Source organism: Thermogemmatispora tikiterensis (assembly GCF_003268475.1).
GTDB lineage: Bacteria > Chloroflexota > Ktedonobacteria > Ktedonobacterales > Ktedonobacteraceae > Thermogemmatispora > Thermogemmatispora tikiterensis.
In genome coordinates this window covers 3,020,362-3,033,576 of record NZ_MCIF01000002.1, presented here as the reverse complement: position 1 = coordinate 3,033,576, position 13,215 = coordinate 3,020,362, and the positions used below count along the sequence as shown (strand labels likewise).

The 13,215-nt window shown below is 59.5% G+C and carries 11 protein-coding genes; 7 read left to right on the top strand and 4 right to left on the bottom strand.

The annotated features are described in order from the left end of the window. Positions 1–337: 337 nt before the first annotated feature. Positions 338–1,267 (top strand): ribonucleotide-diphosphate reductase subunit beta, encoded by a 930-nt coding sequence (locus A4R35_RS12200; protein ID WP_112429728.1) that lies wholly within the window; start codon positions 338–340, stop codon positions 1,265–1,267. 282 nt (positions 1,268–1,549) lie between these two features. On the opposite strand, the gene A4R35_RS12195 is transcribed toward A4R35_RS12200, so the two are convergent. Further along, positions 1,550–2,659 carry an ABC transporter ATP-binding protein gene (locus A4R35_RS12195; protein ID WP_112429726.1) on the bottom strand — a complete coding sequence of 370 codons (1,110 nt, stop codon included), beginning with the start codon at positions 2,657–2,659 and terminating at the stop codon, positions 1,550–1,552. A gap of 819 nt (positions 2,660–3,478) precedes the next feature. Between A4R35_RS12195 and A4R35_RS12190 the strand changes: the two genes are divergently transcribed. After that, positions 3,479–3,709 carry a hypothetical protein gene (locus A4R35_RS12190; RefSeq protein WP_052887657.1) on the top strand — a complete coding sequence of 77 codons (231 nt, stop codon included), beginning with the start codon at positions 3,479–3,481 and terminating at the stop codon, positions 3,707–3,709. Positions 3,710–4,361: 652 nt separating this feature from the next. Here A4R35_RS12190 and A4R35_RS12185 read toward each other — a convergent pair. Further along, positions 4,362–5,306 (bottom strand): methyltransferase domain-containing protein, encoded by a 945-nt coding sequence (locus A4R35_RS12185; RefSeq protein ID WP_112429724.1) that lies wholly within the window; start codon positions 5,304–5,306, stop codon positions 4,362–4,364. Between the two features lie 596 nt (positions 5,307–5,902). Here A4R35_RS12185 and A4R35_RS12180 point away from each other — a divergent pair. Further along, positions 5,903–7,057 carry a helix-turn-helix domain-containing protein gene (locus A4R35_RS12180; protein ID WP_112429722.1) on the top strand — a complete coding sequence of 385 codons (1,155 nt, stop codon included), beginning with the start codon at positions 5,903–5,905 and terminating at the stop codon, positions 7,055–7,057. 346 nt (positions 7,058–7,403) lie between these two features. Then, entirely contained in the window at positions 7,404–8,297 is an 894-nt protein-coding gene (locus A4R35_RS12170) for a hypothetical protein (RefSeq protein ID WP_112429718.1), read from the top strand. Positions 8,298–8,524: 227 nt separating this feature from the next. On the opposite strand, the gene A4R35_RS12165 is transcribed toward A4R35_RS12170, so the two are convergent. Then, the gene (locus A4R35_RS12165; protein WP_112429717.1) at positions 8,525–8,806 is read right to left on the bottom strand and encodes a helix-turn-helix domain-containing protein; all 282 of its coding nucleotides are present in this window, start codon (positions 8,804–8,806) and stop codon (positions 8,525–8,527) included. Between the two features lie 514 nt (positions 8,807–9,320). Beyond that, complete coding sequence (locus tag A4R35_RS12160) at positions 9,321–10,019, bottom strand: response regulator transcription factor (RefSeq protein ID WP_052887662.1); 699 nt, start codon at positions 10,017–10,019, stop codon at positions 9,321–9,323. Positions 10,020–10,327: 308 nt separating this feature from the next. Between A4R35_RS12160 and A4R35_RS12155 the strand changes: the two genes are divergently transcribed. The 3 genes from A4R35_RS12155 to rplI all read left to right on the top strand — a co-directional run bounded on the left by A4R35_RS12155 (position 10,328) and on the right by rplI (position 13,145). Further along, positions 10,328–10,786 (top strand): cytidine deaminase, encoded by a 459-nt coding sequence (locus A4R35_RS12155; protein ID WP_112429715.1) that lies wholly within the window; start codon positions 10,328–10,330, stop codon positions 10,784–10,786. A gap of 285 nt (positions 10,787–11,071) precedes the next feature. After that, positions 11,072–12,241, top strand: coding sequence for a carboxylate-amine ligase (locus A4R35_RS12150; RefSeq protein ID WP_112429713.1), 1,170 nt, complete (start codon positions 11,072–11,074; stop codon positions 12,239–12,241). 397 nt (positions 12,242–12,638) lie between these two features. Beyond that, a complete protein-coding gene (gene rplI, locus A4R35_RS12145; protein ID WP_112429711.1) occupies positions 12,639–13,145 on the top strand; it encodes a 50S ribosomal protein L9 in 507 nt (168 codons plus the stop codon). The last annotated feature ends 70 nt before the right edge of the window (positions 13,146–13,215 follow it).

Genomic DNA, 13,215 nt, shown 5'->3' with positions numbered 1-13,215 from the left:
ATCGATCGGGCCAGGCTCGTGCCAACCGAAGCCGAGGCCGGACCGTGGGCGGCGCCGCCCACGGCGGCCCCGGCCCACTGTAGCGACCGAAACCTCGCGGGCCAGAGCCTCTACTCGCCCGTGGCGTGGCCGGTCCCGGTCCCGGGGCGACAGCAGCGGGTGTCGGTGGGTTGGTAACCGAAGGAGCGCTGACCAGCCGGCACCCGTTCCGGCTGCCTGCTGCCGGGTGGAGTCGTACAGTGCTGCCAGGCAGCGCACCAGGACAGCGGAATGCAGGATTGCCTCCGCGCAGAAGCGGGGGCCTAGCCGCAAGGAAAGGAAAGGAGCCGAGTCCATCATGGCGATCGACGTCAGCAAGGCCTCACTGCGAGAGCTTGGTCAACTGGGAGGAGATGCCATCATCGTTGGTGAGATTGACGATAAACTCGTCAACCTCCCGACCTATCGCGAGCTGTACCAGCGCTGGGAGAAGCAGCAATGGAGCACGCAGGACATCGACTTCAGCGCTGACCGCCAGCAATGGAGCCAGATCGAAGAGGCAGCCCGTCCGGTGCACATCAGCGGCTTCGTCGTCTTCTTCCAGGGTGAAGTCAGCGTCACCCATACCCTCATCCCCTACTGTGCCGCTGCCCCCAAAGAAGAACAGCGCATTTTTCTCACCACCCAGCTCGTCGACGAAGCGCGTCACTCCATCTTCTTTGACCGGTTCTTCCGCGAAGCATTAGGCTTTGAGGGCGAAGACATCGAGGCCCTGCTTGTCCAGATTCGTCCCTTGCTGCGTGAAAGCGAGCGGCAGATCCTGATGGAGGGCCTGGTCGAGATCGGCCAGCGCATTCAAGCCCAGCCCGAGAAGCTGGAGCACCTCGTTGAAGGCGTCACCCTCTACCACATCATCACCGAGGGCACCCTGGCCCTGGCCGGGCAGCGCAGCATGCTCAACCGTAACAAGCGTATGGGCTGGTATCCAGGTTTCCAGCAGGGCTTCAACGCCATTGCCCGCGACGAGTCGCGCCACGTCCTTTTCGGTGTGCGCTTCCTGCGTGACATGGTGCAGGAAGATGCCCGTTATGCCGGGGTCATTCGCGACACCATCCAGAAATGGATGCCGCAGATTCATGACATCCTCTATCTCTCGGACTTCCAGCGAGCCTTGTTGAGCAGCTTTGGCGAAGACCCCGACGAGCTGCTCAGATTTGGCATGAGCTCGCTGCGCAAGAAGCTCAAGGTCATCGGCGTCCCCTCTGACTTCCTGCCAGCGGTCGCCTAGCCTGGCTTGAGGCGAGTGAGCTGAGCGAGTGATGGGGAGAGGCGCGGGTCTTTCCGGGGGTGTGGAGGCCCGCGCCCTCTTCTACTTAGCACCCTGGCTGCGTACCCTCAAACGCAGAGAGAGGGAGACAGCGCGGCCCGCGGCCCGAAAAAAAAAGCCAGGCTGGCGCCAGCAGTGAACCTGCCGGCCAGCCTGGTCTGAGTGATCAACCCTCTTACCCGCCTGACAAGGGGAAATGGAGGCGGATCGTCACGTCAATCCAGACGGATTAGTGTCCGAGTGCTAGAAGTAAGCCTTCTCCGTCTCTGCATCGAAGAGGTGGATCTGCTCGGCATCGACCTGCAGCCTCAGTGGCTCACCGACCACCGGATGCGAGCGCGGATCGAGGCGGGCCACCACAGTCGTGCCATTGGCCGACATATGGACCTGTACCTCGCTCCCCAAATGCTCTACGACATCGACCGGGGCCATAATCATCGAAGCCGTATCAGCGCCCGCCGGCAGCAGGGTAGCATCGCGCAAATGCTCGGGGCGAATGCCAAAGATTACCTGGCGCCCCTTGGCCGCCCGTGCCTTCTCCACATAGCAGGCCGGCACCTGCACCCGCCCGAAACCATCCAGCATAATGCTCACGCCACCCTCATCCTCTACCACCTGGGCGCCGGGGAAGAAATTCATTGCTGGAGAGCCGATAAAGCCAGCCACAAACATATTGGCAGGGTGGTCATACAGCTCCTGTGGAGGCCCCATCTGCTGAATCTCTCCCTGATGCAAGACCACGATGCGATCCCCCATCGTCATCGCCTCCACCTGGTCGTGAGTCACATAGACAAAAGTCGTCTGCACACGTCGGTGCAGCTTAATGATCTCTGCCCGCATCTGCACACGTAACTTCGCGTCCAGGTTTGACAGAGGCTCATCCATCAGGAAGACCTGCGCATCACGCACAATGGCGCGCCCGAGCGCCACACGCTGTCGCTGGCCACCGGAGAGTTCCTTGGGCTTGCGATTGAGGAGATGAGCGATTTCGAGGATCTCAGCAGCTTCCTGTACGCGCTTCTTAATCTCCTGGCGGGGGACACCACGGAGCTTGAGGCTGAAGGCCATGTTATCAAAGACATTCATGTGAGGGTAGAGGGCGTAGTTCTGGAAAACCATCGCCACATTCCGCTCTTTCGGCTCCACCCCATTCACCAGCGTGTCGCCGATGTAGATCTCTCCAGCGGTTGGCTCCTCTAGCCCAGCGATCATGCGCAGGCAGGTACTTTTGCCGCACCCCGATGGGCCGACGAGAACCAGGAATTCCCGGTCCTTCACCTCAAGGTTGATGTCGCGTACCACATCAACCTTGTCAAACCGCTTGTAAACGTGTACAAAGCTTACACGGGCCATACTAACTCCTTTTCGCTCTTGCTGACAGATCCGTTCCTGAATCTGCCAGGGCCTTTGGTAAAGAGCTGTCGCTTGGTGCCACGTTGCAACTGACTGCGAGGTCAGAAGGGAGTCAACGGGGCTTCTTCGCGCACCAATTGCCCAAAGTGCCAGGTTAGGATTCTCCTCACCTTCACCTGGGCAAGCGCTACGTAGAGTATATACATAATGTCCATCGATTGCAATGCGCACTGCTTGCGCGCATGGAGAAAGGCGAGACAGCCTCTCGACAGTCTTGCTCAGGGGAAGGCTCTGGGGGCTAGCCAGAGTCTGATAGGCGAGACCCGCTCTGGGGACGAGAGAGCGCCGTTGTGCTGGGAGAGAGGCGAGCGCTTCTATTTGACTGGCAGCCTGCTTACTCGTCTATGATATGATACACAAGAAAGGACCAACCTTCTCCGGTGTCGACGACCAGCCCAAAGGTCCTAACTGGCGAGCGGTGATTGAGCGGAAGCGGGGGCGCGAGCCTGTGTAATCATGCTGTCAGCTTGCTAGCTTACAAAAGCAGATGGAGAGCCATAACGTTGCGTACATCGCCGTCATAACATTGATTGAAATATGTAGTCTCTCTGTCAAATTTCAAAAAAGGAGAGGCTGCCTCTAGACAAGAGGAGATGTTTTCATGCATACTATGAGTGTGCGTTACCGAGTATGTTGCTAACAAGTAGCGTACATTGTTATCACAATCGCTGAGTGGCTATTGACATCGCTCAACCGCAGGGGATCAGCCCCTGAGACCTTATTGATCGATTGATCCAGACCAGAGAAGGGGAGGAAACCATGCTGACGACCAAGGAACAGGGTAGCGAAGTCGCGCGCTTACTCAAGCAGATCAGTGATGAATACGAGGCGGCGCAGCGCGGCCTGAGCGGGCTGGCCTGTGGTGTCTCGCGCCATGACTTTATCACTGCGAGGATGGAGCATCTGGGCCAGCTCCACAACCAGCTCCAGGCCATTGTAGGCGACGCGGCCATCGCGATGATTGCGGAGCGGCTCAATACCCTGCACTAGGGAGCCGGCGAGGCTCTTCCGCGCGAAACGGCCCAAAGGGCCGTTTTTTTTCTGGTCGAGGGAAGCGAGTTGAAGCGAAGGTTGAGGCTGAGAGCTGTGGGCATGAGGGTCATTGGGGAAGGAGGGTACTGGGGAAAAGGAGGAGGCAGGGGTGGAAAGGGGCCGTCCCTGCCTCCTATGTGAGAGCAACGCGGATCGGAAACGGTACATCGCCCCGACGAGGGGCGGACAGAGAAAGAAAGTGATTGCTGGTCCTTCTCCCCCAACGTTGTCGGCTAATCTATTCCCCTCGATAGAGCGATCGTTGCCTGGCCTGTCAGAAGCTTCCTTTCTGGATTCTTCCCTTTCTCCTGCCCTGCCTGTGGGCCAGCCTCCGGCAAGCGGGACGCTGGTAGACAAAGGTGAGCGAGCGAGGGAGTCGGCGAGGTCACGTTCTCTTATGAGAAGAAGATGATGAAGGATGAGATCGGGCAATCCTTCATCAAGGCAGCGTCCTAACAGGCTTGCTCACCCATGCATATATTCATTCATTCATTCATTCATTCATTCATGTAAGTATTGGCCGCATTGCTCAGGCACAGAGCTGACCAGACTGGGAGGACCGGCTGGCGAGCGAGTACGCTGGCCAGCCAAACCAGCCGGTGGAGCTGAATTAAGACCGCACCTCCTCCAGAGAAAGCAGGCGCCGCTCTGACTCATTGAGTACGGCGACCTGAGCCTCTGCCTCGTGAGAGGTATACCGACCGGGCCAGACACCGCTGACCACATACTCGGTTTCCTCATAGAGGAACGTTTCCTGATCGAAGACATTGTATTCTTCATCAAAGAAGCATTGGAGCCAGGCGGTCAAATCTTCCGAACTGAGGCCCGGAGCACCTTCGCAGACGAACCATTCAGCGATGCCCTGCAAGTAGGTACGATAGTCCGATGGGAGGGGGTAGCGCCGCTGGATCAGATAGGTTTTCTCTTCGATCTCCTCGTAGCCAGCCTCGCGGAGGTAGCCGGCCAATTTTGAGCCGACCCAACTGTCTTCGAAGGGATAGCCATGTTCGACGCGGATGCGTTCCCAGCGCTCACGGGCCTGGAAGACACGGGCCTGGAGGCCGGGATCAATGGTATGGAAGCGCAGGGTCCCGAAGTCGATGTCCTTCACGATCAGGCGGCCTCCGGGCGCGAGGTACTGACCGAGCGTCTTGAATGTCTTGACAGGCTCAGGCAAATACTGGCTAACATTGGCGCTGAAGATGGCGTCAACGGTACCATGCGCGAGAGGCAGCTGCTCTAACGGAGCCAGCTTATACTCGACCTGGGGGGCGTACCAGGTGCCCGCGCTGCGTCGCCGGGCGGTTACCAGGGCTTCGACCGAGATATCCACACCGATAATGCGTCCTTGGGGGCCGATGGCCTGGGCGAGTAAAGGGACCCAGAGGCCGGGGCCACAGCCGGCGTCAACCACCAGGCTTCCCGCCTTAAGCTGGAGGTCGCGCACCATCTGTTCGCGCTCTGCTGCCTTGCAGCGGTGGTGCATTTCCAGCCAGGCAACCGCATTCAGAGGAAGCCCGCACTCGTTACCAAAGACCGGATTATTCGCTGCCATAGTACAATCCTCGCCTTCGCGCACGTGGCGCAAACAAAGGTTTCTTCAATGGTGAGGAGAGTATAACATGCAGGCCACTGAGAAGACAATAGTGTGTGTACATTTGTAGGAATTTTGTAATACTTTGTTCATGATCCAGCCAGCCTTCGAAAGCTTCATCGCTGCCTATCATGCAATCTGGCAAAGGTGCACGATGCACAAACACTGCACGCTATACGCTGCGAAGCCCCTTCACACCGCTTCCCATCTGCGTCGAGCCTGCCTGTCTCGATATTAAAATGTTGTAATAAATGGAAGGGCACATGAAAATGCGTTCATGTAAGAAAACGCTCTGGTAATCCACTCCATCGACGTGATATAATCGGCTCAGGCAAATCCTTTCCCAGCAACCATATCAGGCAAGAAGAGAGCATCTACTGGCACGTTTTCAACGCTGGCACGTTTTCGACGCCGCCTCTCAACGCACGCACGCACGCACGCACGCACGCACGCATGCATGCACGTTTGCACCGTTCGCCCGTAGCCGCAACCGGCGCCCCTGCTGGTCTGGCGGCTAGCTAGCGCACCCGTCTGGTAAGGAAGGAGCACTGACTGACATGAAGCAAGGACACGACCCTTCGCGCCCGCCACGTCGCAGGCAGCGGGCAGCCGGGCCAGAAGCGCGTCCGCCGGCGCGTACCCGCAGTCGTCATGCTAATGCTGGTGTAGCCAAACGCAGTCGGGGCCGGAGCGGCGCCCGCTCTGCCGAATCTGCCGCTCTGGCTGCTACAAGTCTGACTCCCTTCAGCCTGACCCTGCAGCGTATTCTCAAGCGTGATCGCGCGCGCATCGCGCAATTTGCCACCTCTCTCGGCGTCTCCGAAAACACCGTCTATCGCTGGATGAATGGTCAATCTGAGCCGCGGCCCTCCTCGCTGAGGCAGATCCTCGAGGTGATGCCAGAGCATCGTCGCGAGCTGCAGGAGGCTATCGAGCAAAGTTTCCCGAATGTGCTCGATCTGCCGCCGGCGGGAGAGATCCCCCCGGTTTCCCGTGAGCTGTATCGTCAGGTATTAGAGCTGCGCGCGACGATTGTCCAGGACGACAGTCGGCGTTGGCAGATGATCCAGCTTATTTTCGAGGCAGCGATCAAGCATCTTGATCCCGAGCAGCGTGGCCTGGCCTTGACCTATGCTGAACTCATGCCGCCGCGTCCTGATGGCATCCACTCTCTCTATGAGGCCGAGGTCCGGGCGACCAGCCCCTGGTCGGAGACACAAGAGAGCCGGGCCTTTCTCGGGAGCACAACCCTGGCCGGGACTGCGGCCATGCTCCAGCGGCTCCAGACCTGGAGCGAGCTGGACCACGAGCAGCGCCATCAGTTTGTGGTCGAGGAGTTCGAACGCAGTGCCTGTGCCTGTCCGGTCCTCTTTGCGGGCCGCTGTGCCGGCGTACTGATTGTCTCCAGTACCCAGGCTGATTTCTGCTCGCCGCCGGTTTGCCAGGCTGTGAATGAATATGCTCTGTTAGTGGCGCTGGCCCTCCCTGAGTCGGCTTTCTATGATCCCTCGCTGATCCACCTGCGTCCGATGCCTGACATTCGCTGGCAGCGTGAGGAGATTAGCCGAACCTTTGTCAATCGCGTCATCGCCTGTGCGCGCCGCTTCCAGCTCTCCCGTCCGGAGGCCGAGAAGCGCGTACGTATGGAGATAGAAGAAGAATTTGAACAGGTGGCGCCCGCCCATTTTGCGCTCTCGAGGGAGCGGCCCTGAGTCGACGAGGAGAGCGTGCGCCGCGCAGGCGGTCCTCTGCTCTCCTCCAGCCGCCCAACCTCGCCCTTGTTCTCGCTCTGGCACCTGGTCTGGTGCTGCAGGCGAGGCAAGAGCCTGGAGGAGAGCAGAGTCAGCGGGGCCACTGGAGGGCCAGAGCGGCTGAGTCTGTGCTGTGATCGTCACAGTCTGGGGGTCAGACAGCGGTGCGAAAGCTGGCTGTTCGAGAGCCGCTTGTTCCAGACTCATGCTCAGCATTTTCCTTGACAGGGGGGGGATGATCTGCTAGCTTTTTAGTACAAGTGAGGAGGTTTATTCTCACGATTGACTCTCTTTGAGGAGCAAGCTCATGCAGTCTCCAGAGCGGGCAGGTACCTCGCAGGGTAGCGGCCAGAGCAAGCGCGAGCCAGAGGAGCCGATCGTCGCTGCTGATCCCCCTTCTGCCAATGCGTCGGTGGGGCCTGCGCGTCAGACGCAGGAGCAGGCGGTAGGACAGCCATCGTCTGCTGCAACCGCCGAGCCAGTGAGCGATTTCGTCTATCCGCCACCGCCAGCGTTTTATGAGCGTCTCTCCCCCGAGGTAGAAAGGCACAGCGCTCAGGTGCAGTCTGGCGCTGCCGCTCCGCGCGGAGAGCAGGCCCGACCTGTTGCTGTCGACGATCGGCCAGCAGTTCCCGCCTCGCCCTCGTCCTTGCCGCCGCGCACTGCTGCAGAGGCCCCTCATCGGAGGAAGGCGGCTCCCTCGGCCTCGCCTTATCCAGGCTGGTCACAGGGCGCGGCTCCTGTCGCCGCTGCTCAAAGACGCTCGCGGCGCGTCGTCTGGATCTCGCTCGGGATTCTGGCCCTGGCCTTTTTCGCCTGCATCGGCGTCGCCATCTGGACCTTCACCGGTCCTTTCAAGCAGCTCCAGCAGCAGTACGATGGCCTGACGGCGCTCGTGAACGACTACTATGATGATATCCAGCTCCAGGACTACGTTCGTGCTTTTCGGGACCTGCAACCTGGAGGCTTCCACTCTCAACTCACTCAGCAGGAGTTTGTCCAGGAAGCGCATGACTTTGATACTCGCTACGGGCCGGTCCTGAGCTATCGCATCCGTTCGTTGCCGAACCTGGGCCTGGAGAATGGGCCAGACTATACCGTGGAGGTCGATGTGACGCGCACGCACCTGTCCTATACGGTCCTGCTCACCGTGCGTCAGGTCGGCAACGGCTGGAAAATCATCGACTTTGATCGCCTCTGACCAGGTCTTCCCTGACCGGCCCGGGCGGTTTCTCCACCCTGGCGCTTACTTGCGACAACGGCTGCTGGCGATCGTCGTCGCTGGTCGGAGTAGAGCGAGCGACAAGGGGGGATGATCGCAATAGCAAAAAGCGAACCGGACATTCAGGACTGCCTGCGTCCGGTTCGCTGTGGAGGGCGCAAACCAGTGAGTGAAGCTACAACTCCTCGCCCTGGCTCTATAGCAGGCTAGCTGTTATGCGCCGTAGTAGCATTCTGGTTCTGGCTATTCTGCGCAGAGAGGCGCGACTGCAACTTGGCCTGCAGCTTGGCCACCGGCGTCGGCGTCTCGCGTCCCACGCAGGCGCGCAGATCACCGCGGTAGAAGCGCCAGGTGCTGCCAACTTTGTGCCCTGTGAGCTGGCCAGACCACATCAGGCGGTAGAGCGTCGAGCGGCTGACGCGCAGATAATTCATGGCTTCTTTGAAGGTCAACAGCACATCGTCATCTTGCATAACTGGCATTGCCATCGATTCTCTCCTTACGACCGATTGATGAGTTCACCGCTCATAAAGAGCATTTCTCGGATACTGAGAGCTATATGTAGATATATTGCCTCAACGCTGGTTATCCTAACCTACCTTGATACACTTTTTTATGGAGATCTGGTTAACATCGGGTTAAGTTTTGGCCTCGATTGTTCTGCATTCATAACCATCGATGCAAAAGAGAGGCGCGTTAGCGAGGCCGGCGGGGCGCCGAAGAGGAAGAGAGAAGGGAAGAGAGGCGACCCGTGTGGTAGAGCGCCAAGCTGCTGAGGCGTCGCTGCCCTCCTGGGAGCGGGCCAGGTGGGTGAGGGCCTGAGCGAGCGTAGCCTGAGTTGCTGCTAGCCGGGCGGGTGGGCGAACGAACGGTTGAGAAGAGAGCTGAACGGCCTGGCGAGGAGCGAGGCCGTATAGCAGGGCAGCGGGGCTGAACCACGGGCGGGCCGGGCCATGAGATGGCGCTGCTTCTGGCAAGTGAAGCTTCCTCCCTTCGAGGCCGTCAAGACTCGACGGGTGTTGGGGCGGTGAAGGTGTAGCCGACGCCGGGCACAGTCGTAATATAGCGTGGCTGGTTGGCATTCGGCTCGATCTTCTGGCGCAAGTGGCGGATATGCGTCTTCACCAGGCCCGAATCGCCGGCCTCATCGTAGCCCCAAACGCGTTCGATGATCATGTCGGTGGTCAGGACCTGACCGGTATGGGTCATCAGCAGATGCAGCAGGCGGCTCTCCGTGGGAGTCAGGCGGATCTTCACGCCATCGCGTACCACCTCATGGCGCATGGCATCCAGCGAGAAAGGTCCCACGGTGATCGTTGACGAGCTGGCGGAGCCACGCACATTGGAGGCCCGGCGGAGAATCGCCTTAATCCGCGCCAGCAACTGACGCGGGCTAAAGGGTTTACGCAGATAGTCGTCGGCCCCCAACTCCAGCCCGCGGATTTCATCCTCCTCCTGGTCGTGGGCTGTCAGAATCAGCACCATCGAATTGGTCTCATTGCGCATCTGGCGGCAGACCTCGAAACCGTCGATCTTGGGCATCTCAACATCCAGAATCACCAGGTCGGGCAGTGTCTCGCGCCAGCGCTTGATCGCCTGCTCGCCGTCGAAGGCGCGCACCACCTCGTAGCCATGCCCTTTGAGCCAGTAGCTCAGGATGTCCACCATATCGCGGTCGTCATCCGCTACCAGGATCTTCACGTGTCTTTCCTCCTGATTTGCAAGCCTGTAGCTGCTCTTCTCCCTCAGTGGGAACGGATCGGCGTGTGTTCGTGGCTGTAGCCAGCCGGTCGAGCTTTCATTGCTAGTAACGGGTCGTGCTCAGGTGAGTAACAGCATGATACAATCTGGGCTACGACCAGTCACCTAATTGGCTACCTCGTCGTGTCAATCCTGGACACCTGGCCCCGGCGCTCCCGTGCTACGCCGGCCCGGCCAGGCAGACTGGTATCGGCAAGCAGCAAGGCGAGGTGAGATGAGGCGCGGTCGCTGGATGGCCCTCTTCCCTGTTGAGGAAGAGCCACTATCAGATTGCAAGACAAAGGAGCATAAGCAGCATGACGAGTGCTCAGTCCGTGGCTCTAGAGCGCGAGGAGTTGCTGACGCTGGCGCGGGCGGCGGCTCTGCAGGCCCACGCGCCCTATTCCCATTTCCGTGTTGGGGCGGTGGTGGTCGCTGATGGTCAGCTCTATCGCGGGGTCAATGTTGAGATCTCCAGCTATGGTCTGACGCTATGCGCGGAGCGGGCGGCCCTCGCTGCCGCTGTGAGCGCCGGGGCGCGTCGGATTACCCATGTGGCTGTAGCCTGTATCGATGCACCGCCTTCCGCTCCCGTCTCGGCGCGTACCCCGTGCGGAGCCTGCCGCCAATGGCTGGCCGATCTGGCTCCCCAGGCTATCATCTATATCGACGGCCTGGAGGAAAGCTTGACGGTCAAGGACCTGTTGCCTTACGCTTTCGCTCTTTAGCCGTCTGGTGGCGGGCGGCTTGCCCTCCATTGGATCGGGCGGAGCCAGTCCAGCCCGATCCAGGTCTGCCCTGCCTGGCTGCCGAAGGCAAGATGTTGGCTGACCCTCTTCTTTCTTCTGCACCTGCTTTTATCTTCACCGATACGATATCTGGTGAAAATGATCGATTTATGGTACAATATAAGCAGCGTGTTCCAGCATGGCTGATTGCTGGCCATGCCGGCCCCAGTTAGGAAGTGTACCTTGCCAGCCGGTTGCTCGTTCCTTCAGCGCTGAGGAGGACATATGTTCCGAACATTCCAGCTGCCTACTCCTTCCATCGGAATTGAAGAAGAATTCCAGCTTGTCGACCCACAGACAGGCCGCCTTGTGCCTGGCGTCCACACCATTCTTGAGAAAGGAGCCTCTCAATTCGGCGAGCAGATCAAGCCCGAGATGTTGCAGTCTACGATTGAGCTGATCAGCCCTGTCTATCCCAACATCACCGCGGCGCGCCTGGAGACGCAGCAGCTGCGTGCCCAATTGGCGCGGCTGGTGACCCAGGAGGGCCTGGCGTTGGTAAGCGCTGGCACGCATCCGGGCGGCTTGTGGCAGGAGCAGCAGCGGTCTAACCATCCTCGCTATGTCGAGCTTGAAGAGGAATTTCAGGACGTAGGTCGCTCGATCCTCATTTTTGGCCTGCATGTCCATATCGGCGTCGAGAACAACGATATCGCCATTGCCCTGATGAACCAGATCCGCACCTGGCTTCCTCATCTGCTGGCGCTGTCGGCCAATTCGCCTTTCTGGGGCAACCGCTTCACCGGCTTGAAGTCGTATCGGGCTGTCGTCTGGAAGCGTTTCCCACGTAGTGGCATGCCGGAGGTTTTCCCAAGCTGGGGCGATTTTGATCACTATGTGCAGGCGCTCATTGAAAACGGCTGCATCGATAATGCCAAAAAGATTTGGTGGGATCTACGCCCCCATCCGTTCTTTAAGACGCTGGAGTTTCGCATTTTCGATATGCCAGCGACCATCGAAGATACGCTGGCGCTGGCGGCCCTCTGTCAAGCCCTTGTGGCGAAGCTGACCTGGCTCTACAAGCACGGGATGGGCATTCATGTGATGCCGCGCGATTACCTGGAAGAGAACAAGTGGCGTGCCATGCGCTATGGTCTCGATGCTCAGGTCATCGATTTCGTGAACCATCGCACGCTGCCCATGCGCGACGCCATCCATGAGTTGCTCGACTTCGTCGATGATGTCCTCGATGATCTGGGCACGCGCCGCGAGATCAACTACTTGCGCTTCCTGCTCGATGATCCTCGTGGTACTGGTGCCGATCGCCAGATCGCTATCTGGAACGAGACCCACAGTTTCCTGGCTGTCGTCCACTATCTGATCAAGGCGACGCTTGAAGGAGTTCCTCTCGACTCTATGTCCGATCGACAGTCCCTGACAACCCGATCTGAGTGAGGTCCTGCCACTGGCCTGTCCTGGCTACCTGGCGCTTCGCCTGTACTACCGACTCATATGCTCCCTATGGCTTTTCCTGTTGAAAACGGCGCTCTTAGGCGGAGAGGGAGGATCAGCGTCTCTCGCCTGTGGGGAGGGAAGGCCTTGTCTCAGTGGAGGCGGTGCTGTTGTCCTGGCCGCTCCCGCTCCCTCGACCGCCTCCGAGCGCTCTCTCCCTGGACTGCCGGGTGAGCGCCTTTCTGCGTCGTGCGGCTTGCGCTTCCCCGCGAGAAGGTGTATACTTCTCGGGAACAGACCACTAGCCAACACTGCGGGGAAGGTAAGGCGCTCGCTCACTGTCCTACAGGCAGGGTAGAGCGCTGCTCTTCTCCCTGTTCCAGGAGTTTCAGTAAGAGCGATGAAAGTCATTCTCCTTCAGGATGTAGCGGGGCTGGGCAAAGCCGGCGATGTGAAAGAGGTCGCCAATGGCTATGCGCGTAACTATTTGCTGCCGCGCAAGCTGGCTGCCGGTGCCACGCCGGCCTTGCTGGCCAATCGCGAGCAGCGTGTGGCTGCGGAGCGGCGTCAGCTGGAGAAGCAAGAGCAGCTCAATCGTCAGCTTGCCGAGCGTCTGAGCCAGGTCACCCTGACCTTCAAGGCGCGTGTGGGACGCAACGGGCGGCTCTATGGCTCGGTGACAAGTCAGGATATCGCTGACGGCCTGCGCCAGGCCGAGGGCCTGACCATTGATCGCCGCCTCATTGATCTGCCCAGCCCGATTCGGTCGACTGGCACCTTCGAGGTTCCGGTGAGAGTGGCCCGCAATCTTGTCCCGCGCCTTACCGTGCGGGTGATCGACCAGGAGGCTACTGAGGCCGAGGGGGCTGCAGAAGTCGGAAAGGCAGAGGCTGCGCAGGAAGAGTAAAGGGCGCCCAGCCCGGCCTGCTCTGGGCGCCCTCCTCACTGCTCCTTTCTTCTCTAAATCGTATTCTCCC

Excerpts from the sequence above, each read along its gene's own strand:
- A4R35_RS12165 (WP_112429717.1), bottom strand. The coding sequence starts at position 8,806 with ATGGCAATGCCAGTTATGCAAGATGACGATGTGCTGTTGACCTTCAAA.
- A4R35_RS12190 (WP_052887657.1), top strand. The coding sequence starts at position 3,479 with ATGCTGACGACCAAGGAACAGGGTAGCGAAGTCGCGCGCTTACTCAAG.
- A4R35_RS12185 (WP_112429724.1), bottom strand. The coding sequence starts at position 5,306 with ATGGCAGCGAATAATCCGGTCTTTGGTAACGAGTGCGGGCTTCCTCTG.
- A4R35_RS12180 (WP_112429722.1), top strand. The coding sequence starts at position 5,903 with ATGAAGCAAGGACACGACCCTTCGCGCCCGCCACGTCGCAGGCAGCGG.
- rplI (WP_112429711.1), top strand. The coding sequence starts at position 12,639 with ATGAAAGTCATTCTCCTTCAGGATGTAGCGGGGCTGGGCAAAGCCGGC.
- A4R35_RS12195 (WP_112429726.1), bottom strand. The coding sequence starts at position 2,659 with ATGGCCCGTGTAAGCTTTGTACACGTTTACAAGCGGTTTGACAAGGTT.
- A4R35_RS12150 (WP_112429713.1), top strand. The coding sequence starts at position 11,072 with ATGTTCCGAACATTCCAGCTGCCTACTCCTTCCATCGGAATTGAAGAA.
- A4R35_RS12170 (WP_112429718.1), top strand. The coding sequence starts at position 7,404 with ATGCAGTCTCCAGAGCGGGCAGGTACCTCGCAGGGTAGCGGCCAGAGC.
- A4R35_RS12200 (WP_112429728.1), top strand. The coding sequence starts at position 338 with ATGGCGATCGACGTCAGCAAGGCCTCACTGCGAGAGCTTGGTCAACTG.